This is a genomic window from Mucilaginibacter sp. NFX135, assembly GCF_048565145.1.
GTDB lineage: Bacteria > Bacteroidota > Bacteroidia > Sphingobacteriales > Sphingobacteriaceae > Mucilaginibacter.
Window position 1 is genome coordinate 696,792 of the sequence record NZ_CP183412.1, and the last position, 20,444, is coordinate 717,235.

Below are 20,444 nucleotides of genomic sequence, written 5' to 3' on the forward strand. Positions count from 1 at the left end.
CGGTTTTTTTGTAACATTGCATAAAATTTACCTTTGACTACTTCTACAAAAAAAATAATTTCCATTTCGCTTAAAGCGGCTGTGTTGGTCATGGCCGGCTGGTATATATATCACCAGTTTTATAAAAAGAATAACGATCTCAAACAGTTTCAGACTTTAACCGCTCAAATAAACAGTACCCATGTGTTAGTAGTTATGGGCATAGTGGTTTTACTCATGGTAGTTAACTGGGTGCTGGAGGCGTTTAAATGGCAATACCTGGCCAAAAGATTGGTCAATATTTCTATATGGGAATCAATAGAGGCTGTCTTTTGCGGACTTACATGGGCTATTTCCACACCGAACCGGGTTGGTGAATATGGCGGCCGGGTTATGTTTTTGCCCAACCGTAAACGGATACATGGTGTTTTTGCCATGGCAGTTGGCGCTTTTGGGCAAATTATTATGACCAATCTTTTAGGTTTGATAGCCATAGTGTGGCTTTTTTATAATTACATCCCGGTAAGTACCTGGTTATTTGTGGCCATCATCCTGATATCAGCGTTAACCCTTGCCATATTGCTCATCTGCTTTTTTCACATCAAAGGCATCATTAATTTACTTAACCGGATAGCTTTCCTCAGAAAATATAACAAGTTTTTTGAGATCATGGGGCGGTATAGAACCAATGAATTGGTGCGTATTCTGGGCTTTAGTATGGCCCGTTATGTTACATTTACCATCCAGTACTGTATTGTGTTTCACCTGCTTATTCCGCAATTTGCGTTTTTCCCGATGGTGATGATGCTGTTTGTTTATTTCTTTGTAACCTCGGCTGTTCCCTCGCTTGATCTGCTCGATGTGGGTGTACGCAGCTTTACCGCCTCGCACTTGTTTGCCTATGTAACCGATCAAAAAATAGCTATAATTGCAGGCGTATCGTCTATATGGCTTATCAATTTAATTATTCCGGCCATTTTAGGGTCTTTATTCGTTTTTAAACTCAAATTCTTTGATCGCACTGCATAGTTTCGTTTCGCTGTTTTTAACAGGTATTTACCTGCTATTATTAATTTATTTGATACGTGGGTGGAGCAGGGTAAAGGTTACTCCAGCGAAGAACACACCCTTTCAAACCAAAGTTACCATATTGATAGCGGCCCGGAACGAGGAAGAGCGGATCAGTTTAACCATTGATGATGTTTTAGCACAGGATTATCCTAAACACCTGTTTGAGGTGATCATTGTTGACGATCATTCTACTGATAATACCGCGGCCATTATCAGCAGTTATGCCGACCGTGGAGTTAAATTGTTGCAATTGCAGGAAGAACGCGCGCTCAATTCTTATAAGAAAAAAGCCATTGCCGAAGCCATCAAATTATCTACTGGCGAACTCATGGTGGCCACCGACGCGGATTGCCGTATGGGGCAGGCCTGGCTATCATCTATAGTGGGTTATTACGAAACCAATAACCTGGTCATGGTATCATCGCCGGTAACTTATTTTGAGGAGCGTTCGTTATTTGAATTGATGCAAACCCTGGAGTTTGGCTACCTGATAGGAATTGGCGCCGCATTTATTGGCAATGGCCGTGCATCAACTTGTAACGGGGCAAATTTTGCCTATCGTAAAGATGTATTTTATGAAGTTGGCGGCTTTGCCGGTATTGACGACCTGGCTTCGGGTGATGATGAACTGTTATTGCAAAAAGTTGCTGAACGCTATCCCGGCAGGATCGGATTTTTAAAACGAACCGAAGCTGTGGTGTATACCCACGCCAAACATACTCTGCAGGAGTTTATGCAGCAAAGACGGCGCTGGGCATCCAAATCAACCAAGTACAAGGATAAAAAAGTGGTGGTCTTTGGCTTATGTATTTGGCTGTTTAATGTTTCCTTGCTGGTTAACGCCGCATTGGGTTTTTATGACCTGTACTTTTTAAAGCTTTTCCTGGTTCAATTTTTACTAAAATACCTGTTCGAGATCCTTTATCTGCTCCCTATAACTACATTTTTTAAGCGTACCTATCTGGTAAGTCTGCTTATTTTACTGATCCCATTGCACATTGTATATTTTGTGGTAATTGGGCTGATGGGCAACAATCGCAAATACTTGTGGAAAGATAGAGTTGTGAAATAATAAGGCAACGTAAAAAGCCTCGCCTAACCGGTACAGCCCTCATGTAATAATCCTCTCCAAAGGAGCTATTGTGTGGACACATCTCGAAAATAACCAACAGGATAATATGCTCCGTTAGGAACTACCTGTTCGTATCACTTAAAATTTATACCTCTTTGCCTCTACGAGCAATGTCATTAAATTAAAGAATTTTGCAAACCCCATCGGGGTTAAAGCTTTGTAGAAAAAAGGCAATTCCAATTCAGTGCCGTAGGTACTGCACTCAGGTTGCATACCTACGGCATGCTAAATGATTGTTGTTTGTTTTCTACAAAGCTTTTACTCCTACGGAGTATCCTTAAATAATGACATTGCTCTACGAGGCTACCCCATAATGACAAATGCGATTATCTGTTAATTAGAGGTTGCACCTACGGAGCAATCTTGTTTTTTGATTTGATCTGCTACAAACAGGTAGCTCCTAACGGAGCATAGCAACTTGTTTACGCACGGTAACCAAAGGAGAGAGAACATAAGCACGGCCAAAAAACAAGCCATTGTAAAGATTGACTTACCCGTTTGTTAATTGTCTTTTTTTAAGTGATATTTAGCCGAAAGCAAAATTACTATTGGCAGAACTTACTCCATCAAAACGTACCTGGCAGGCGTTTAAACGCAATAAGATTGCCCTTGCCGGGCTTGTTTTTATTATATTGACCTTATTAGTGGCCATACTGGGTTATTTGATCATGCCCGATCAAAGTCCGCATGCCAATAATATGACCATACAGCTCAGTATCAAGAAACCAGGGTCTTCTTTCATGATGTTGCAGATACGTAAAAGTGAGCCGGTTGATACTGTTGGTTTCTTTAGCCGGATGCTTTTTGGCCAGCCATCGTTTTACCGGGATGTTCCCATAACCTGGTATCATTTCGTTCAGGACTCTATCGTTGTAAATGAATACATAGGCGATGAGGACAAACCCGAAAGAAAAGCGTATAATATTTTTGAAGTGGTGAACGGTATTAAACCCCGGTATCATTATGGTTCGGTATTATTAAATCCTGGCATTTCGATCAACAGGAGCAAAGAGATATATAAACGTTTTACAGATAAGATAGTGGCCGACCAGATCGTTTCTCGCACCTTTTGGCTGGGCACCGATATTTACGGGCGGGATATGCTGAGCCGGATGTTGCTGGGTACCCGTATATCGCTGGCCGTAGGTTTAATGTCGGTACTAATCAGTATGCTGCTTGGGGTAACCATAGGGGCTATTGCAGGTTATTTTGGTGGTTGGATAGATGCTTGCCTGAGTTGGTTGATGAATATACTATGGTCATTACCCGCCCTATTGCTGGTTATTGCCATATCTTTTGCTTTAGGTAAGGGACTGTGGCAGATATTTATAGCGGTAGGCTTATCCATGTGGGTTGAAGTTGCCCGCCTGGTTCGCGGCCAGGTGATGAGCCTTAAACAGGTAGAGTATATTGAAGCAGCCAGGGCATTGGGGTTTAACAATACCCGTATCATTACCCGGCATATCTTACCTAATATAACCGGACCTATCCTGGTGCTGGCGTCATCTAATTTTGCCTCAGCTATCCTGCTCGAAGCCGGACTTAGTTTTTTAGGTTTTGGCGCGCAGCCACCCATGCCCACCTGGGGCGGAATGATAAAAGAACATTATGGCTATATTGTCATGAACTCGGCGTACCTTGCCATCATTCCGGGTTTGGCCATTATGTTATTGGTGTATGCTTTTAACCTCGTTACCGTTGGTTTGCGCGATGCCTTCGATATAAAATCACAAAGTACACGCATTTGAAAATATTTTTTTACTTTAGTCAGTGACTACTAACAACAGATGCAATACATAGAAGATAATTCTGGTGAAGATGAATTAATCAGCTTGTTGCTCAAAAGACAGTCGGAGTTAAACTCCCTGTTAGAGATTACCCGGGCCATTAATAAAAACACCGCTACTCCTATACTCATACAAATGCTCGAAGTGATCTTGCAGAGTTATCTGCAGGTTGGTAAGCTTCGCTTTTTTATTGAGAAGGAAAATAAGTTTGTCTGTATTTCCAAATATGGCGGTGAGATCGAGTCGGCCATTCTGTTGAGCCGCGCCTGTAATAAATTAAGCAAGATCAAATCGCCCGTTGCTATAACGGGTCATCACGATCCCCTTCTCCAAAAATATAATTACTTTATCCCCATACATCACAAAAGCAAAGTCTTAGCCTACGCGCTCATTGGTGATTTTAATACCTCTGGCGAGATGCTTAACAACGACCTGAACTTTATTCAAACGCTCATGAATGTGATCATTGTGGCGCTGGAGAATAAGAAGTTGTTTCGTGAACGTTTGCAATCAGAGCGTTTTCAGCGCGAAATGGAGCTGGCTGTTGAGGTACAGAATATGCTGATCCCGCTGCGGATGCATAAGGATGACAGTGTAGAAATTGGCGCTAAATATCTGCCGCATCAGAATATAGGGGGCGATTATTTTGACTTTATCAGGCTGAACGAAAACGAATTTTTATGGTGTATTGCCGATGTGTCTGGCAAGGGTATTTCAGCCGCTTTGCTCATGGCCAACTTTCAGGCCAGTCTACATGCCTGGGCTGCGGTAGAGGAAGACCTGACCAATATTATTGACCGTCTGAATAAAATAGTACTGAGCAACACCAAGGGCGAACGGTTTATAACCTTGTTCCTGGCCCGGTACAATGAAAAGAAACGCAAGCTCAACTATATTAATGCTGGTCATAATCCCAGCATCCTATACTCAGACGGAGAAGCCGTACATTTAAAATTAGGCACAACCATGATCGGGGTTTTTGAAGAGCTGCCGTTTTTAAATGAGGGCGAAATAGATATGGAGCCGGGTAGCCTGATATTTAACTATACCGATGGACTGATGGATTTTGAAACTACCAACACCAAGATCTGGAACGAAGATAAGTTGCTTGATTTTGTAAAAGCTAATGGTCACCTTTCACCCGATAATTTTAACGATACCCTCCTGGAGCATTTGAACCATGTAGTTAAAAGCAAATCCATTGATGATATTACCCTGCTTACTTTAAGGATTTTTTAGATGAAGTGATTTTTGGAGTAAGGATCCTTGGAGCAAAGAACAAGGACGAGAGGAGCAAGGACTTTGAGTGTAAAGACGATCTCTAAGCTATCCCTGTTTCTGAATCTATATATCTTTGTTCCTTGCTCCAAAAGTCTTTGTTCCAAAATCCTTACTCCCAAAGTCCTTGCTCCCAAAGTCCCAAACACCTATATTTGCCCATATGTTATCAGCCAGGTACCAGTATGATTTGATTGAGGCGGGATGTGATGAAGCCGGACGTGGCTGCCTGGCGGGGCCTGTATTTGCCGCCGCGGTAATACTTCCACCAGATTTTGACCATAACTTGCTGAACGACTCCAAACAACTATCCGAAGAGGTAAGATATCAGTTACGTACCGAGATAGAGCAATGTGCTATTGCTTATGCCGTGGCATCGGTTGATAACCTGGAGATCGACCAGATCAATATTTTAAATGCCTCCTTCCTGGCGATGCACCGGGCTATCGAAAAATTGCATTTAGTCCCTCAGTTTCTAATTATCGACGGCAACCGGTTCAAAAAATATCCTAATATCCCGCATGAATGTATTATACAGGGCGATGGTAAATTTTTCAGCATAGCCGCGGCTTCCATACTGGCCAAAACCTACCGCGACGACTATATGCTGCAGATAGCCACCGAGCATCCTGAGTATGATTGGCATAGCAATAAAGGCTATCCTACTATCAAGCATCGCGAAACCGTAATGAAGATAGGGTATACCCCATATCACCGCCGTACATTCCGTGTTACCGACCCGCAATTAAGTATTTTTTAACGATGCCTTTGATTAAGGCGTTTTGGTTGGTATTTTTGCACTAAACCAGGTATCCAATTGAAAATTCTTATTTTAACTCACCGAGTGCCGTTTCCGCAAAACGGAGGCTATGCCATTGTGGTGTGTAACACCATAAAAGGCCTTGTTGCGCTTGGACATAAGGTATCATTGGTAGCGTTGAATGCAAAAAAATATAACGGTAACCTACAAGAGGTTACTGATGAGCTGCTGACTAAAATAAATTATACCACTTACAATATCGATATCAGCGTATCTGTGCTTGATGGGCTGATAAACCTCATCAGTAAAAAGTCAAATGATATTGACCGGTACTATGATGCTGAGTTTGAAAAATTATTGATCCGCGAGCTCCGTCAAACAGCTTATGATGTTATTCAGTTTGAGGGTTTGTTTGTAACGCCTTATTTAGGGGCTATACGTAAACACTCCAAAGCCAAATTGATTTATCGCTCGCATAATATTGAGCATCAGGTATGGCAGCGGCTTGCGCAGCAAAAAAGCGATCTGTTTAAAAAATGGTACCTGCGCATGCTGGCCCGGCGGGTAAAAGATTATGAGCTGCAGCAACTCAATAAGGTTGATGCCATTGCCGTTTTTACAACCGAAGATAAAAACACCATCCTGTCATACGGAACCACTATCCCGGTTGAAATATTCCCCGTAGGGATCGATCTTACCCAATACCGGCCGGATTTTGAAAAAACAGAATTTCCAAGCTTGTTTTTCCTGGGGTCGCTGGATTGGCTGCCAAACCGCGAAGGTATCGAATGGTTTATTGACCATTTTCATAAAGACTTGACCGATGGCGATCTGCGTGTAAAATTTTATGTTGCCGGCCACAATATTCCGGAGCGCTTTGATGATTACGAGGTAATGGGTAAAATATTTATCCAGGGCGAAGTGGATGATGCTTTTGAATTTGTGAATAGCAAAGCTATTATGATAGTGCCGCTTTTATCGGGCGGGGGTATGCGGGTAAAAATCGTGGAGGGTATGGCCATGCAAAAATGTATCATTTCCACATCGCTCGGAGCCGAAGGCATAAATTTCGAGAATGGTACCAACATTATTATAGCTAATGACCAGGATGAGTTTTATGATGCCATTGAGCGTTGTATTACCGATGAAGAGTATTGCCGTACTATAGGCATAAACGCCCGGAAGCTGGTTGAACAACAACATGATGTAAATACCGTGGCCTATGACCTGGCACAGTTTTACGAAAAGCTCACTCCTTTTTATCAGGGTTAAGCGCCCTTACAAGATGCAATGAGCCGGTTGCTATCCGGTCTCAAAAATCAACCTTTATCGGGTCCGCAAAATTCCCGTCAGAATAATTACTTTTGCGCCATAAACGTTAACGATGAAGAACACTGCCTTAACAGATACACACATTAAAGCAGGTGCCAAAATGGTGCCCTTTGCTGGTTATAACATGCCTGTGCAATATGCCGGGATAAACGCCGAACACGAAACTGTACGTAAAGCGGTAGGTGTATTTGACGTAAGCCACATGGGCGAATTTATTTTAAAAGGCGACCATGCCCTTGACCTTATACAACAGGTTACCAGCAACGATGCTTCCAAACTATATGACGGCAAGGTACAATACTCCTGCCTGCCTAATGCGGATGGTGGTATTGTGGATGATTTGCTGGTTTATCGTTTAGATGAAAAAACCTATATGCTGGTGGTTAATGCTTCCAACATTGAAAAAGATTGGGACTGGATTTCCAAATATAACACCATAGGTGTGGAGATGAAAAATATATCAGATCGCACCTCACTGCTGGCTATCCAGGGCCCCAAAGCAGCCGAAGCATTGCAAAGCCTTACCGATGTTGACCTGGTATCGATGGAGTATTACACTTTTAACAGAGGGAAATTTGCCGGTGTTGATAATGTGATCATCTCCGCAACAGGCTATACTGGAGCCGGTGGTTTTGAGATCTATTTTGATAACCAATATGCCGATCAGATCTGGGAAGCTATTTTTAAAGCCGGCGAACCATTTGGTATTAAACCAATTGGTTTAGGCGCGCGTGATACCTTACGCCTGGAAATGGGTTTTTGCTTATACGGCAATGATATTGATGATGCCACTTCCCCACTGGAAGCCGGTTTGGGTTGGGTAACCAAATTCAACAAAACATTTACTAATTCCGAAGCCCTTCAGCAACAAAAACAAGCAGGCGTAAGCCGTAAGCTGGTTGGTTTTGAAATGATCGAGCGCGGTATCCCACGTCATGATTACCCTATTGTTGATGCTGAGGGTAACAACATAGGCAAAGTAACTTCCGGAACACAATCGCCATCCCTACAAAAAGCCATTGGCATGGGCTATGTGAATACAGAGTTTGCCAAGGAAGGCGCTGAAATATATATCAGCATCAGGGATAATAAAGTAAAGGCTAAAATTGTAAAGCCGCCTTTCTATAAGTAGAAACCCCTAACCCCCTGAAGGGGGAACTATAAACAGGGTCTCTTAATCATTTATTTAAAATTATGTCTGATAATATTGATAACCCAATACCCCCTTCAGGGGGCAAGGAGGCATACGTTTGCCTTACCCCAGCATTGCTGCCGTTGTATAATGTAGCAGAGTACATTGTAGTGGTTATTGATATTTTCAGGGCAACATCATCTATATGTTATGGTATTGAAAACGGTGCTGAGGCTATTATCCCGGTATCACAGGTTGAAGAGTGTTCCGCGTATAGAGAGAAAGGGCTGGATTACCTGCTGGCAGCAGAGCGTGATGGAAAAGTAGTAGACGGCTTTGATTTTGGCAACTCGCCATTCTCTTACACCGCCGAAAAGGTGGCCGGTAAAACGGTAGTGCTTACTACTACCAACGGCACTCATGCCCTGCATTTATCACGCAGTGCCAAGCGCATTGTTATCGGTTCGTTTTTAAACCTTACGGCACTAAGCAACTGGTTAAAAACCCAACACGAAAACATATTACTGGTATGTGCCGGCTGGAAAAACAATTTTAACCTGGAAGACACCTTGTTTGCGGGCGCTGTAATTGAACAGCTAAAAACCGAAGACTTTGTATTGGATGATGCAGCCATTGCCGCCAATGATCTTTTCCAATTAGGTAAGGATGATATTAACCTTTATCTCAAAAAAACATCACACGGAGAGCGGCTTAAAAAATTAGGTATCGAAAAAGATATTGAGTTTTGCCTGCAGGTTGATATTACAACCGCAATCCCCGTGTTAGAGGGAGAGCGGTTGGTGAGGTTGGTTTAGGTAAGGTTCTGCTTATTGTAGTCTAACCACCACGTCATTGCGAGGTACGAAGCAATCTCTATACTATACAGAGCGGATCTGCTTGCCGGGGATTGCTTCGTGCCTCGCAATGATGCGCGGAGATAATGGAGGCAATTATTCCACTTTTTTAGCTTCTCTTTTCTTTCCCGAGTTTTTAAATATGAAGTAAACAATCCCTATAATTATCAGTAGTGGCCATATCGAAATTATCCCGAAGAACACGTTTTTTATAAACACCCACCCGGCATTAATTGATGTTTTAAATTTATTGGTAAACCGGTCATCAACATTCTGGGCGGTTGCTTTAGTATAAAAAGTGATATCTAAGGAACTATAGGCAACTTGTTTATTCAGGTAGTTCAACTGGCCCTGGGCCGATTCAATATCGCTGCGGATCTCGGTTAGTTTATTTTCAATCTCCAGCAGGTCCGAGATTTTTGTCCCTTTTTTGAGCAGTTCCAGATACCGGTTCTCCAGGATCTTTTTATTGTCCAGCCGGGTTTTCATGTCGATGTACCGGGTAGTAACATCGGTTATAGAAATGTTTTTGGTATCGATCTTATCAGCCGATGCCGATACCGAATCAACCAGGAAATCGAAATACCCGGCCGGGATACTTATTTTTAAATTATACTCCTTACGGTTTATATCGCTGTTGGTGGTTTGATTATCCTCATCCACATAGCCCCCATATTTTTTGAGCGATTGCAGGATCTTTTTACGGGCAGCATTAATATTGCTGGCTTCAAACTGAATAGTGCCGGTTTTAACGATCTTTTTTGTGGTATCACGTATCTGACTGGTGTTATTAGAATTGCGTGATGGCTCCGCAAGGGCGATATCCTGCATAACAGGAGCTTTTTCAAGAGCTTCTTCATCAGCTTTTACAACTGGCGGAGCAAACAACCTGGTTTGTGCTTTTTCTTTTTGCTCTTCAGCTTTATGTCCGCAGGCAGACAGGGTAATTAATAGGGTAATCGAAATAAGATACGCTTTCATAACAAGGCTAATTAATGTGTTACCATAAATTCTGATCGGCCTTGTAAATCTACATAAAAACAAAATTAAATTCCAAATAAATTATTATTTCAAAATATAATTCTGTTTTGTTGCCTTATTTCAGCTTTTCATTATTCTTATGCCGGTCGGCATCACGGATGCTTTTCTTTTCCATATTCTTCTCCAGCGCATCCGTGAGGTCAATTCCGGTTTGGTTAGCCAGGCATATCAATACAAACAACACATCAGCCATTTCATCAGCCAGATTCACCTCTGTATCCGATTTTTTAAATGATTGCTCGCCATACTGCCTCGCCATAATGCGGGCCACCTCACCTACCTCTTCCATCAAAATGGCCGTATTGGTAAGCTCATTAAAATACCGGATACCCATGGTTTTTATCCACTTATCTACAAGATGCTGCGCTTCTTTGATTTCCATAAATTTTTTTCACTAATTACACGAATTTTGTCGAATTACACGAATTGACTGGCCTGGAGCCTGACTATTAGAATATTACTCTTTGATAATTTAAAGACGGTGCACCGAAATTAATGGTTCTCTTTATCCTTTGTATCCATAATGATGGTCACCGGTCCATCATTTACCAGGCTGATCTTCATATCTGCTCCAAAAATACCTGTGGCTATCCTTTTTCCGGTTAATGTTTCCAGCGTTTTGATCATTTGCTCATACATCGGTATCGCCTTATCGGGCCTGGCCGCCTTGATAAACGATGGTCGGTTGCCCTTCTTAGTTTGGGCAAACAGGGTGAATTGAGAGATAAGCAGTATCTCCCCGTCAACATCGGCCAGCGCTTTATTCATCAGTCCGTTTTCATCGCCAAAAACACGCATGCCCACAATTTTATTGGCCAGCCAATTCAAATCATCCTCTGTATCGGCCTCCTCAATACCCAATAAAACCAGGAAACCCAGCTTAATCTCACCTGTAATTTTGCCATCGACTGTACAGCTGGCCTGGGTAACGCGTTGTAATACTGCCCTCATAAATAATTATTAAATACGAATTAACACGAATGGGTTCGAATTTCACGAATAAAACATAAAATCATTCAAATTAGTGTCAATTCCAACCCATTTGTGAAATTCGTATCAGTCAGTTTGTGAAATTTGTGCCTATTTCATTAAGTTCGCAACCACTATTAATTAAGCATGAACTAACGCGAATAAGGCCGGACTACAGGAATTCAATATCAATTCGTGTACATTCGAACCTGTTTGTGAAATTCGTGTCTATTAAGATTATTAACATGACAACAAAAAGAGGCTTTACCACTACCATTTTACATGACGACCGTTTAGGTAAACCAGAGCACGGCTCATTGCACAAGCCCATACATACTTCGGTAACTTATGGGCATGAGGATGTGCAGGACCTGGTTGATATTTTCCAGAACAAGAAAAAAGGATATGCTTATTCGCGCCAGGGTAACCCTACCGTTACCGCTTTGGAACATAAGGTAACCAATATGGAAAAAGGATTATCATCTGTTGCTTTCTCAACCGGTATGGCGGCAATTTCGGCTACGGTAATGGCCCTTATAAAACATGGCGATCATATTGTGGCCAGCTCATTTCTGTTTGGTAATACCCGCAGCATATTTCAAACCTATATTGATATGGGGTTGGATATTACTTTTGTTGATGCTACAGATGTTGAAAATGTGCGCAACGAAATTAAAGCCGGCACCAAAATGGTATTTGTGGAAACCATTGCGAACCCAGCCACGCAGGTAGCCGACCTGGAAGCTATCGGCGAACTTTGCGCGCAAAAGGGGATCATATATATGGTTGACAACACCATGACCTCGCCTTATTTGTTTAACCCTATTGATGTTAAAGCAAGTTTAATAATCAACTCCTTAACTAAATACATTGGCGGTCATGGCGATGCTTTGGGCGGCTGTGTTACCGATACCGGTTTGTTTAACTGGAGCAACTACCCTAATATTTTCGAGACCTTTAAAAAACAGGTAAAACCAGAAACGTTGGGTCTTACCCAGATCCGCAAAAAAGGATTGCGCGATTCTGGTGGTACGTTATCGCCCGAGGCTGCACATACCATTTCTGTAGGTGCCGAAACACTGGCTCTGCGTTTGGAGCGTGCCTGTAACAACGCGTTTGCATTGGCACAGTATTTTGAGGCTCACCCTAAAATTAAAAAAGTATTTTACCCGGGTGTCGCAAGTCATCCGCAACATGAGCGTGCAGGCAAACTGTTCAGGAAATTTGGTGGTTTGATGAGCATCGAGCTGGATGAAAGCATTGATTGCCTGGAATTTTTAAATAAGCTGAAACTGGTTATAAAATCAAGCAACCTGGGCGATACCCGTACGTTGTCTATCCCCGTTGCCCAAACTATATTTTTTGAATTGGGCGCCGATAAACGTGCCGAAATGGGAATCCCCGAAACCATGATCCGCCTGTCGATAGGCATTGAAGACCTGGAAGATCTGATGGCTGATTTTAAAGCCGCTTTGGACTAAGATCAAGGACTTTAGGAGCAAAGAATAAGGATTCATGGAACAAAGATTTTTGGAATAAAGAACAAGGCAAATAAGACGCTAACGATGAAAAAGATTATCCAAAAGTCTTTGCTCCTTGTTCCAGAAATCGTTACTCCCCGCTCTCCTGTCCTTGTTCTTTTTATCTTTATTCTTTGCTCCATCATAGGCTCTTGCCTCTCCTCCTGCCACCGGCATGACCGGGTTGTTAATACCTCTTTTTATTTCTGGAAAACGGTTTATAAAAGTAACCAAACCGAACCAAGTTATTTGAATCATCTGCACGCTCACAAGCTGTATATGCGCATCATGGATGTGGATATGGACGAGAGTGGTATCATCCCTGTTCCCGTATCGCCTATCGCTTTTCAGACCAAGCTTCCAGATACGGTTGAAATGATACCTGTAATATTCATTGTTAACAATATTCTAAAAACCACAACCCACCCACAGCTTGATGCATTGGCCGCTAACATCGTTCGCTTTGTAAATGGCAAAGTGCAGCAGGCTGGTAAAACTTCTTTTACCGAATTACAGATAGATTGCGACTGGACAGCATCAACCCGCGAAAACTATTTTTACCTGTTGGAACAATTGCGTAAAGTTAAAGAGCTAAAGGGAAAAATCATTTCGGCAACGCTGAGGCTGCACCAGTTAAAAAATCAAAAGGGGAGCGGTATTCCGCCCGTAAACCGTGTAATGCTGATGTGTTATAACATGGGCAATCTGCGCAAATACGGAGAGCAAAATTCCATCCTGGAAATAAGCGAACTGAAAAAATACCTGGGCGACAATGTGACCGCCTACCCCATGCCGGTTGACATAGGCTTACCGCTGTTTAGCTGGGCGGTAGCTTTCCGGGATAAGGAATATATCGGTATTGCCAAAAGGATCTCGACAGAGGATCTGAATAATAAAAATCAGTTTATCTTTATAAAAAATAACATTTACCGGGCTAAAACCAATTTGCCCGATTACGGTTTAAAAACCAACGACGAGCTGCGCTGGGAAAATGTATCAGCCGGTAATTTACAGGCTGCGGCCGGTTATTTATCACCGCTGATAAAAGCGGATACGGTAAACGTTATTTATTTTCACCTTGACGAAGCTACTATAAAAACCTACACCTATGACAACCTCGAAAAAACTGCTCATTTGTTCCGTTAGTTTAATCGTTTTCTTTTTTGCCGAAATTGCCATCAATGTTGCCTGCGGCGGCGAGGGTGATCCTTATGATTATTATGTTTCTTTTTTTCATAATGACATACAACGTACGCAGGAATATAGGCCCTTTTATTTTACCTCCTACAGCTTTTTATATGACGATGAAGAACAGGTAAGCGAGGCTACCCTCAACTCAAGGGAGTGGGCAGCATATTTAGGCCACTCTGTAAAGGCCGAAGATGTTGAAAAAGCGATGTATCATTTAAAAGGCCATGCTGATACTGTGCTATATAATGGCTATTTAGATGGAAAAGGTGCGTTGCCCGATAGTTTAAAAAATAATAGCTTCCTGCAATCCCTTGCTTCAAATAAAAGCGCATTAAGTTATTATCAGTTCGCTAAGGGCGTTGAACCTATCGCAAACGTCAAATCTGAATACTGGAATCCAAAAGAAATGGATACGGACGCTTTGAAAAAGGCCGGCGAAGAGGCTTTATCAAATGCTAATACCGAAAAGGATAAATTTATTAAGCTGAGATATTTATACCAGGCACAGCGCCTGCTGCATTATGGTAAATATTATAAGGAAGCCGCTGACGTGTACGATAAATACCTGGTTAATTACAAAACCGACAGCCATGTAAAAGGGTGGGCATTGGCTTTAAAGGCGGGTGAGTCACGCTGGCTGGGCGATACGGTAAAATCGGCCTACCTATTTTCAAAAATATTTGCCGCATATCCCGAAAGGCGGGTTCAGGCTTATCGTAATTTCAATTATATCAATGCTAAAACAGAAAATGTTTTGGCATTGGCTGCCAATAAAAATGAGAAGGCCGTTATTCATGCTATTGATGGTTTCAATGACCCTGCACTTAATATAAACCCACTAAAAGAGGTTTATGAGTATGAGCCATCTTCGGATATGGTAGGTGTGCTGCTTATCCGTGAGATTAATAAGCTGGAGGAACAGTATTTAAGCGCAACGTTAATTCCGGGCCCAGCAGTGCCAAGCTATTATGGCAACCTGCCAGACAGCAGCAGGAACAAAGCTATAGCGCACATTAAGCAATTGAAAAGCTTTTGCCAAAAATTATCGGCCGAGAAAAAATATCCGGAATATAACTTAGGCAATCTTGCACAGGCTTATTTAGCATGGATGCAAAAAGATACCAAAGCCGGACTTGAATATCTGGCAGCATTAAACGGCGAAAAGCTAAGTTCAAAGTTTAACGATCAAAAACAGATTATACAGTTATTGTTAACCGCACAAGGAATACAACAATACAACGAGGTAAATGAGGCCACTCTGCTGCCATCATTAAAATGGCTCGATGAGAAGGTGGCACATGAAATCACAAGCAATACCTCGTATAATTTAGGCTATTATGGTCTGTCGCCATTTGCAATAACGGCCCGCAATTTTTACCAGGACATTATGGCGCCCGTTTATTTAAAACAGGGCGATACCAGTAAAGCAGCCATTGCTATGTTACAGGGTGATGCAAGCGGAAGTAAAGTTACTGTGGCCAGCAGTCAGACAATCAACTATTGGCAAAACTATCTGCATTCATCGGCATTAAATAAAATAATTGCCTGGAAAAAAACGCCTCCCGCAAATCCTTACCTGCATTTTTTAACACAAAAATTGGGTCGTTACCGTAATGATGACCTGTATGAGTTACTGGGTACGGCATATCTGCGCGAGCATAAATATCCCGAAGCGGCTACAGCGCTGAACCGGGTTAATGAAAAAGAACTGAATAAATTCCCGACCAATTTTTACGACGAAAAAGCAACCGGTGCCGATCCATTCATCAGCCAAATGCCTGATTATCCAAAACTGCTGCTGAATAAAAATGGCAAAGGATATAATAAGCGACAGTTTGCGCAAGCCATGGTGGCTTACCAAAAGCAAATTAAGGCTAATCCTAAAAATGCCGCGGTCAGTTACTTTAATATGGCTACTGCCATATACAATACCTCAACCTATGGTAACGCCTGGTATCTGATCAGCTATGACTGGTCGTCGACAGATTATGGCCGCAAATCGTTGTATTATTATGACACCGACTATGTAAAAACCAGCAATGCCGAAAAGCTGTTTTTACAAGCCAGGCAGTTAAGCACCAATGCCGAATTTAAAGCCAAATGCACCTTTATGGCGGCCAAATGCCGTCAAAAACAGATCAAGATGCCATCCTACTCAGATTTTCCGGATTACAACTATACCAAGCTCCAAAATGCTGAAAAGAGTTATGATCAGGCTGTGCGCAATAACCCTTACTTTGCCGAACTACAAAAAAACTATGGCAAAACAGCTTATTATAGGTTGGCGGTAAATGATTGCAGTTATTTGAGTGATTTTTTGAAAGCAAGTAAGAAGTAGTTTAAGATCAAAGATTGGGGCATGTCGAACTTTTTGCGGCATATCCACATGCCAAGTTTGTATTAACGAAGGTGGTTGTCCTGGGGACGACGACGACTTCTCTTTTGTCTTAATTCTTGACTCTTATCTCTTGTTTCCCCAACCTACGCTCTTGTATCATTACCATGATAAATGCTCAGGTAGCTTTCGTAGCGGGATAGTTCGATCTCGCCGTTTTCCAGGGCTTCCAGTACGGCGCAGCCGGGTTCGTTAATGTGTCGGCAATTGTTGAAACGGCACTGGTTCATTCGCTCACGCATTTCGGGGAAAAAGTGGCTTAGTTCCTGTTTTTCGATATCGATAACGCCTAACTCACGAATGCCGGGGGTATCGATGATAAAACCACCTTGCGGCAGCTCAAACATTTCGGCAAAGGTAGTAGTGTGCATGCCCTTGTCGCTCCATTCAGATACCATGTGTGTGCGCAGGCCAAGACTGGGCAACAGGCTGTTAATGAGGCTTGATTTGCCCACACCCGAATGGCCGGAGAACAGGGTCACCTTATCTTTCAATAGCTCCTGTACCTGGTCGATGTTGGTACCATCCAATGCAGATACCTCAAAGCAGGGGTAGCCGATATTTTCGTATATAGCTTTATAATCGGCCAGTATTTCCAGACCCTCGTCGCTAAACAGGTCGAGCTTATTAAATATCAATCTGGCTGGTATGTCATAGGCTTCGGCAGTCACCAGGAAACGATCAATAAAGCCCAGTGAGGTACGGGGCGATGCCAGGGTAACCACCAGCAGGGCCTGGTCAAGATTGGCGGCAATGATCTGCGCCTGCTTACTCAGGTTGATGGCTTTGCGAATAATATAATTTTTGCGCTGTTGCAGGTTGGTGATCACCCCGTTTTCGCTATTGGGCTCCATTTCAAAATCAACCACATCTCCAACAGCCACCGGGTTGGTGGTGGTAATACCGTTCATCCTGAACTTACCCTTAATGCGGCAGTCTATACGTTGCCCATCGGGGGTTTGTACCTGGTACCAGCTTCCGGTTGATTTGGTGATTAATCCCTGCATATTATAACCCCAAAAGTAATAATTAATTGGCCATTGCTTTATTTTAGGGTATAATGCTCAAAAATTATGGTAAAAGCCAGCAATTAGTATCCACTTTTTTAGCATTCAAGCAATTATATGATACAAATCAGCCTTTTTATTCGCTTTTTCATAAAAAATAAAATAATCCTTGCTAATTAAAGATTAATCTACTTACTTTACGGACATTATATATGACACTTAACAGCACCATTATTACCATTATTATTACCACCGGCATAAAACTCGGAGGAAGATAATCGTATGGTGTAAAACATAAAAAAAGAAACCAAATGAAAGCCTTCCTCCGCAAAGAGGAAGGCTTTTTTGTTTAACAGCCTCACCCTGCCCTCTCCGAAGGAGAGGGTTCTGGAAATAAATATGGAAGTCCTCTCCTTTGGAGAGGATTAGGTGAGGCAAATAGGGGATATAAAATTATTATTGATACTAAACCATAAATGAAAGTTCTAAAATTTGGCGGTACATCCGTAGGATCGATCAAAAGCATCCAAACTCTTTTAAACATCCTGGGCGATGAGTTTAAAAATCCGGAAAAACCGGTAGTCGTATTATCTGCCATGGGCGGGGTAACCAACCTGCTGGCTTCTATGGCCGAAGACGCAGCCAATGGCAACGAATTTACCGCTGCCCTGGCCGAACTGGAAAAACGCCATTTTGATGTGGTGAAAAGCCTGCTGGATGTGCAAAACCAAAATCCGGCGTTTACCCGTTTAAAAATTCACTTTAACCAGCTGGAAGAGTTGCTGCAAGGGGTACTGACCCTCCGCGAGCTGACCCCCAAAACCCGCGACCAGATACTGAGCTATGGTGAACGCTGCTCCACCATTATGGTGAGCAAAATAGCAGCTCAACATTTTAAAGACGTGCTTTTTGTTGATGCTGCCGAAGCGATTAAAACCGATAGCGCATTTGGAAACGCCAAGGTGAATACCGAACTATCCGAAATGCTGATCCGTAACCTGTACGAGGCTAATAAAGATAAAATGCTCATTGTGACCGGCTTTATAGCAGGCAACGATGCAGGGCAAACCACTACTCTGGGCCGGGGCGGCAGTGATTATACCGCAGCTATATTTGGCTCGGCGCTTAATGCTAAGGAAATACAGATCTGGACGGATGTTAACGGCATGATGACCGCCGATCCGCGGATGGTGAAAAAGGCATTCTCCTTAACGGAGCTTACCTATACCGAAGCTATGGAGCTTTCCTACTTCGGCGCCAAGGTGATCTATCCGCCAACCATGATCCCGGCTTTCCTTAAAAAGATCCCTATCGTGATCAAAAACACTTTTGAACCTGAATTTGAAGGTACGGTGATCCGTCACGATTGTAAGGCGTCGAGCCTGCCCATTAAAGGTATTTCCTCTATCAATAATATCAGCATCCTCAACCTGGAAGGCAGCGGCATGGTGGGTAAATCGGGCTTTAGCGGCCGGTTGTTTTCGTTGCTGGCTCGTGAGCAGATTAACGTGATACTGATCACCCAGTCGTCATCAGAACATAGCATCACCTTCGCGGTACAGCCTCAGGATACCGAACGCGCCAAACAAGTGATAGAACAAGAGTTTGAACTGGAACTGGCGGCCAAAAAGCTGGAGCATTTGGTGATTGAAAAGAACCTGGCCATATTGGCCATCGTAGGCGAAAACATGAAACAAACGCCGGGCATGTCGGGAAAATTATTCCATGCGCTGGGCCGTAACGGGGTTAACGTAAGGGCTATTGCGCAGGGTTCGTCGGAGTATAATATCTCGGTGATCATCTCGGCTAATGACCTATCCAAGGCCTTGAATGCGGTGCATGATGCCTTTTTTGTGCAGCTTACTAAAACGCTGCATGCCTTTTGCCTGGGGACCGGCAATATCGGCAAAACACTGTTTAACCAACTGAATGCCCATAGTCAGTATCTAAAAGATAACAACGGTATACAGGTAAAAATAGCGGGCATCAGCAATACCCGTAAAATGACTTTCAACAGCGATGGCATATCGCTGGATAGCTGGCAGGATGATCTGCAGGCTTCGCCTTATGAGGCCGATCTGCAGAGCTTCATCAGCAAGATGAAAGAGATGAACCTGCCCAACTGCGTGTTTATTGACAACACGGCCAGTCCCGTGCCGATAGGCTTTTATGAGCAGGTTTTTAAGGCCAATATTTCGGTGATCACCTGTAATAAAATAGGCAACTCGGGCAGCTATCAGCAATACCGCACCTTTAAAGATACCGCCCGTACCCATGGGGTCGACTTTTTCTATGAGACCAACGTAGGTGCCGGTCTGCCGATCATCAATACTCTGAAAAACCTGATGAACAGCGGCGACCGGGTACAACGTATCGAGGCTATTTTGTCGGGCACCATATCGTTCATCTTTAATAACTTTAAGGGCGATGCTAATTTCCACGATGTGGTGAAGGAAGCACAGGAAAAAGGCTATACCGAACCAGATCCGCGCGATGACCTGAGCGGCAAGGATTTTATGCGCAAAATGCTGATCCTGGCGCGCGATGCCGGTTACGCTATGGAAGAAGCCGATGTTGAGATAGAAAGCGTATTGCCTAAAGCCAGCCTGGAAGCAAAATCGGTAGATGATTTTTACGCCACGCTAAAAACTGAGGATGCTCATTTTGCCAAACTAAAAGATCAGGCCGAAAAAGATGGTAAGGTTCTGCGCTATATAGGTAAACTGGAAGATGGTAAAGTAACGATTACCCTGCAAATGGTTGATGAAAACCACCCGTTCTACATGCTGTCGGGCAGTGATAACATTATATCGTTTACCACAGATAGGTACAAGGAACGCCCACTGGTAGTAAAAGGCCCCGGCGCGGGAGCAGAAGTTACCGCCGCCGGCGTATTTGCTGATTTAATTAACATGGGTGCTGATTAGGAACCCCCTAACCCCCTGAAGGGGGAACTATAGTTTGATAAGTCTGGCTTTAAAAAGCTAAATAGTTTG

At 43.0% G+C, this 20,444-nt stretch carries 17 protein-coding genes; 12 read left to right on the plus strand and 5 right to left on the minus strand.

Annotated features, from left to right (window positions below; all coding sequences use genetic code 11):
• The first annotated feature begins 33 nt into the window (after positions 1 to 33).
• The 8 genes from ACNURT_RS03070 to ACNURT_RS03105 all read left to right on the plus strand — a co-directional run bounded on the left by ACNURT_RS03070 (position 34) and on the right by ACNURT_RS03105 (position 9,286).
• The gene (locus tag ACNURT_RS03070) at positions 34 to 1,008 is read left to right on the plus strand and encodes a lysylphosphatidylglycerol synthase domain-containing protein (protein WP_419700497.1); all 975 of its coding nucleotides are present in this window, start codon (positions 34 to 36) and stop codon (positions 1,006 to 1,008) included.
• Positions 992 to 2,122: a glycosyltransferase family 2 protein gene (locus ACNURT_RS03075; protein WP_419700498.1), complete on the plus strand. Its 1,131-nt coding sequence runs from the start codon at positions 992 to 994 to the stop codon at positions 2,120 to 2,122. Before ACNURT_RS03070 ends, ACNURT_RS03075 begins: the two co-directional genes overlap by 17 nt.
• Positions 2,123 to 2,730: 608 nt before the next feature.
• Positions 2,731 to 3,930 carry an ABC transporter permease gene (locus ACNURT_RS03080; RefSeq protein ID WP_419700499.1) on the plus strand — a complete coding sequence of 400 codons (1,200 nt, stop codon included), beginning with the start codon at positions 2,731 to 2,733 and terminating at the stop codon, positions 3,928 to 3,930.
• 39 nt (positions 3,931 to 3,969) lie between these two features.
• On the plus strand, positions 3,970 to 5,208 hold the full coding sequence (locus ACNURT_RS03085; RefSeq protein ID WP_419700500.1) for a PP2C family protein-serine/threonine phosphatase: 1,239 nt from the start codon (positions 3,970 to 3,972) through the stop codon (positions 5,206 to 5,208).
• A 202-nt stretch (positions 5,209 to 5,410) separates the two neighbouring features.
• Positions 5,411 to 6,007 carry a ribonuclease HII gene (locus ACNURT_RS03090; RefSeq protein WP_419700501.1) on the plus strand — a complete coding sequence of 199 codons (597 nt, stop codon included), beginning with the start codon at positions 5,411 to 5,413 and terminating at the stop codon, positions 6,005 to 6,007.
• A 57-nt stretch (positions 6,008 to 6,064) separates the two neighbouring features.
• Positions 6,065 to 7,279 carry a glycosyltransferase family 4 protein gene (locus tag ACNURT_RS03095; RefSeq protein ID WP_419700502.1) on the plus strand — a complete coding sequence of 405 codons (1,215 nt, stop codon included), beginning with the start codon at positions 6,065 to 6,067 and terminating at the stop codon, positions 7,277 to 7,279.
• 112 nt (positions 7,280 to 7,391) lie between these two features.
• A complete protein-coding gene (gene gcvT, locus ACNURT_RS03100; protein WP_419700503.1) occupies positions 7,392 to 8,471 on the plus strand; it encodes a glycine cleavage system aminomethyltransferase GcvT in 1,080 nt (359 codons plus the stop codon).
• A 62-nt stretch (positions 8,472 to 8,533) separates the two neighbouring features.
• Complete coding sequence (locus ACNURT_RS03105) at positions 8,534 to 9,286, plus strand: 2-phosphosulfolactate phosphatase (protein WP_419700504.1); 753 nt, start codon at positions 8,534 to 8,536, stop codon at positions 9,284 to 9,286.
• A gap of 135 nt (positions 9,287 to 9,421) precedes the next feature.
• Here the strand turns inward: ACNURT_RS03105 and ACNURT_RS03110 are convergent, their stop codons facing one another.
• The 3 genes from ACNURT_RS03110 to dtd form a co-directional block, all read right to left on the minus strand.
• A complete protein-coding gene (locus ACNURT_RS03110) occupies positions 9,422 to 10,306 on the minus strand; it encodes a DUF4349 domain-containing protein (RefSeq protein WP_419700505.1) in 885 nt (294 codons plus the stop codon).
• A gap of 115 nt (positions 10,307 to 10,421) precedes the next feature.
• The gene (locus tag ACNURT_RS03115; RefSeq protein ID WP_090472907.1) at positions 10,422 to 10,748 is read right to left on the minus strand and encodes a nucleotide pyrophosphohydrolase; all 327 of its coding nucleotides are present in this window, start codon (positions 10,746 to 10,748) and stop codon (positions 10,422 to 10,424) included.
• Between the two features lie 110 nt (positions 10,749 to 10,858).
• Positions 10,859 to 11,317 (minus strand): D-aminoacyl-tRNA deacylase, encoded by a 459-nt coding sequence (dtd, locus tag ACNURT_RS03120; RefSeq protein WP_419700506.1) that lies wholly within the window; start codon positions 11,315 to 11,317, stop codon positions 10,859 to 10,861.
• A 263-nt stretch (positions 11,318 to 11,580) separates the two neighbouring features.
• Between dtd and ACNURT_RS03125 the strand changes: the two genes are divergently transcribed.
• Positions 11,581 to 12,816, plus strand: coding sequence for a cystathionine gamma-synthase family protein (locus ACNURT_RS03125; RefSeq protein WP_419700507.1), 1,236 nt, complete (start codon positions 11,581 to 11,583; stop codon positions 12,814 to 12,816).
• A gap of 78 nt (positions 12,817 to 12,894) precedes the next feature.
• Here ACNURT_RS03125 and ACNURT_RS03130 read toward each other — a convergent pair whose 3' ends face one another.
• The gene (locus ACNURT_RS03130; RefSeq protein ID WP_419700508.1) at positions 12,895 to 13,113 is read right to left on the minus strand and encodes a hypothetical protein; all 219 of its coding nucleotides are present in this window, start codon (positions 13,111 to 13,113) and stop codon (positions 12,895 to 12,897) included.
• On the opposite strand from ACNURT_RS03130, the gene ACNURT_RS03135 reads away from it, so the two are divergent.
• Both ACNURT_RS03135 and ACNURT_RS03140 read left to right on the plus strand, forming a co-directional pair.
• A complete protein-coding gene (locus ACNURT_RS03135; protein WP_419700509.1) occupies positions 13,105 to 14,001 on the plus strand; it encodes a hypothetical protein in 897 nt (298 codons plus the stop codon). The genes ACNURT_RS03130 and ACNURT_RS03135 overlap by 9 nt on opposite strands.
• Positions 13,964 to 16,384 (plus strand): hypothetical protein, encoded by a 2,421-nt coding sequence (locus ACNURT_RS03140; RefSeq protein ID WP_419700510.1) that lies wholly within the window; start codon positions 13,964 to 13,966, stop codon positions 16,382 to 16,384. Before ACNURT_RS03135 ends, ACNURT_RS03140 begins: the two co-directional genes overlap by 38 nt.
• A 143-nt stretch (positions 16,385 to 16,527) precedes the next feature.
• Here ACNURT_RS03140 and rsgA read toward each other — a convergent pair whose 3' ends face one another.
• Entirely contained in the window at positions 16,528 to 17,448 is a 921-nt protein-coding gene (gene rsgA, locus ACNURT_RS03145; RefSeq protein ID WP_370995952.1) for a ribosome small subunit-dependent GTPase A, read from the minus strand.
• 476 nt (positions 17,449 to 17,924) lie between these two features.
• Here rsgA and thrA point away from each other — a divergent pair, with 476 nt between their 5' ends.
• A complete protein-coding gene (thrA, locus tag ACNURT_RS03150; protein WP_419700511.1) occupies positions 17,925 to 20,375 on the plus strand; it encodes a bifunctional aspartate kinase/homoserine dehydrogenase I in 2,451 nt (816 codons plus the stop codon).
• Positions 20,376 to 20,444 lie beyond the last annotated feature (69 nt).

Bases quoted from the DNA above. Each gene is read 5' to 3' on its own strand.
- thrA (WP_419700511.1), top strand. From the start codon at position 17,925: ATGAAAGTTCTAAAATTTGGCGGTACATCCGTAGGATCGATCAAAAGC.
- rsgA (WP_370995952.1), bottom strand. From the start codon at position 17,448: ATGCAGGGATTAATCACCAAATCAACCGGAAGCTGGTACCAGGTACAA.
- ACNURT_RS03090 (WP_419700501.1), top strand. From the start codon at position 5,411: ATGTTATCAGCCAGGTACCAGTATGATTTGATTGAGGCGGGATGTGAT.
- ACNURT_RS03105 (WP_419700504.1), top strand. From the start codon at position 8,534: ATGTCTGATAATATTGATAACCCAATACCCCCTTCAGGGGGCAAGGAG.
- gcvT (WP_419700503.1), top strand. From the start codon at position 7,392: ATGAAGAACACTGCCTTAACAGATACACACATTAAAGCAGGTGCCAAA.
- ACNURT_RS03130 (WP_419700508.1), bottom strand. From the start codon at position 13,113: ATGATTCAAATAACTTGGTTCGGTTTGGTTACTTTTATAAACCGTTTT.
- ACNURT_RS03125 (WP_419700507.1), top strand. From the start codon at position 11,581: ATGACAACAAAAAGAGGCTTTACCACTACCATTTTACATGACGACCGT.
- ACNURT_RS03140 (WP_419700510.1), top strand. From the start codon at position 13,964: ATGACAACCTCGAAAAAACTGCTCATTTGTTCCGTTAGTTTAATCGTT.
- ACNURT_RS03110 (WP_419700505.1), bottom strand. From the start codon at position 10,306: ATGAAAGCGTATCTTATTTCGATTACCCTATTAATTACCCTGTCTGCC.
- ACNURT_RS03085 (WP_419700500.1), top strand. From the start codon at position 3,970: ATGCAATACATAGAAGATAATTCTGGTGAAGATGAATTAATCAGCTTG.
- dtd (WP_419700506.1), bottom strand. From the start codon at position 11,317: ATGAGGGCAGTATTACAACGCGTTACCCAGGCCAGCTGTACAGTCGAT.
- ACNURT_RS03115 (WP_090472907.1), bottom strand. From the start codon at position 10,748: ATGGAAATCAAAGAAGCGCAGCATCTTGTAGATAAGTGGATAAAAACC.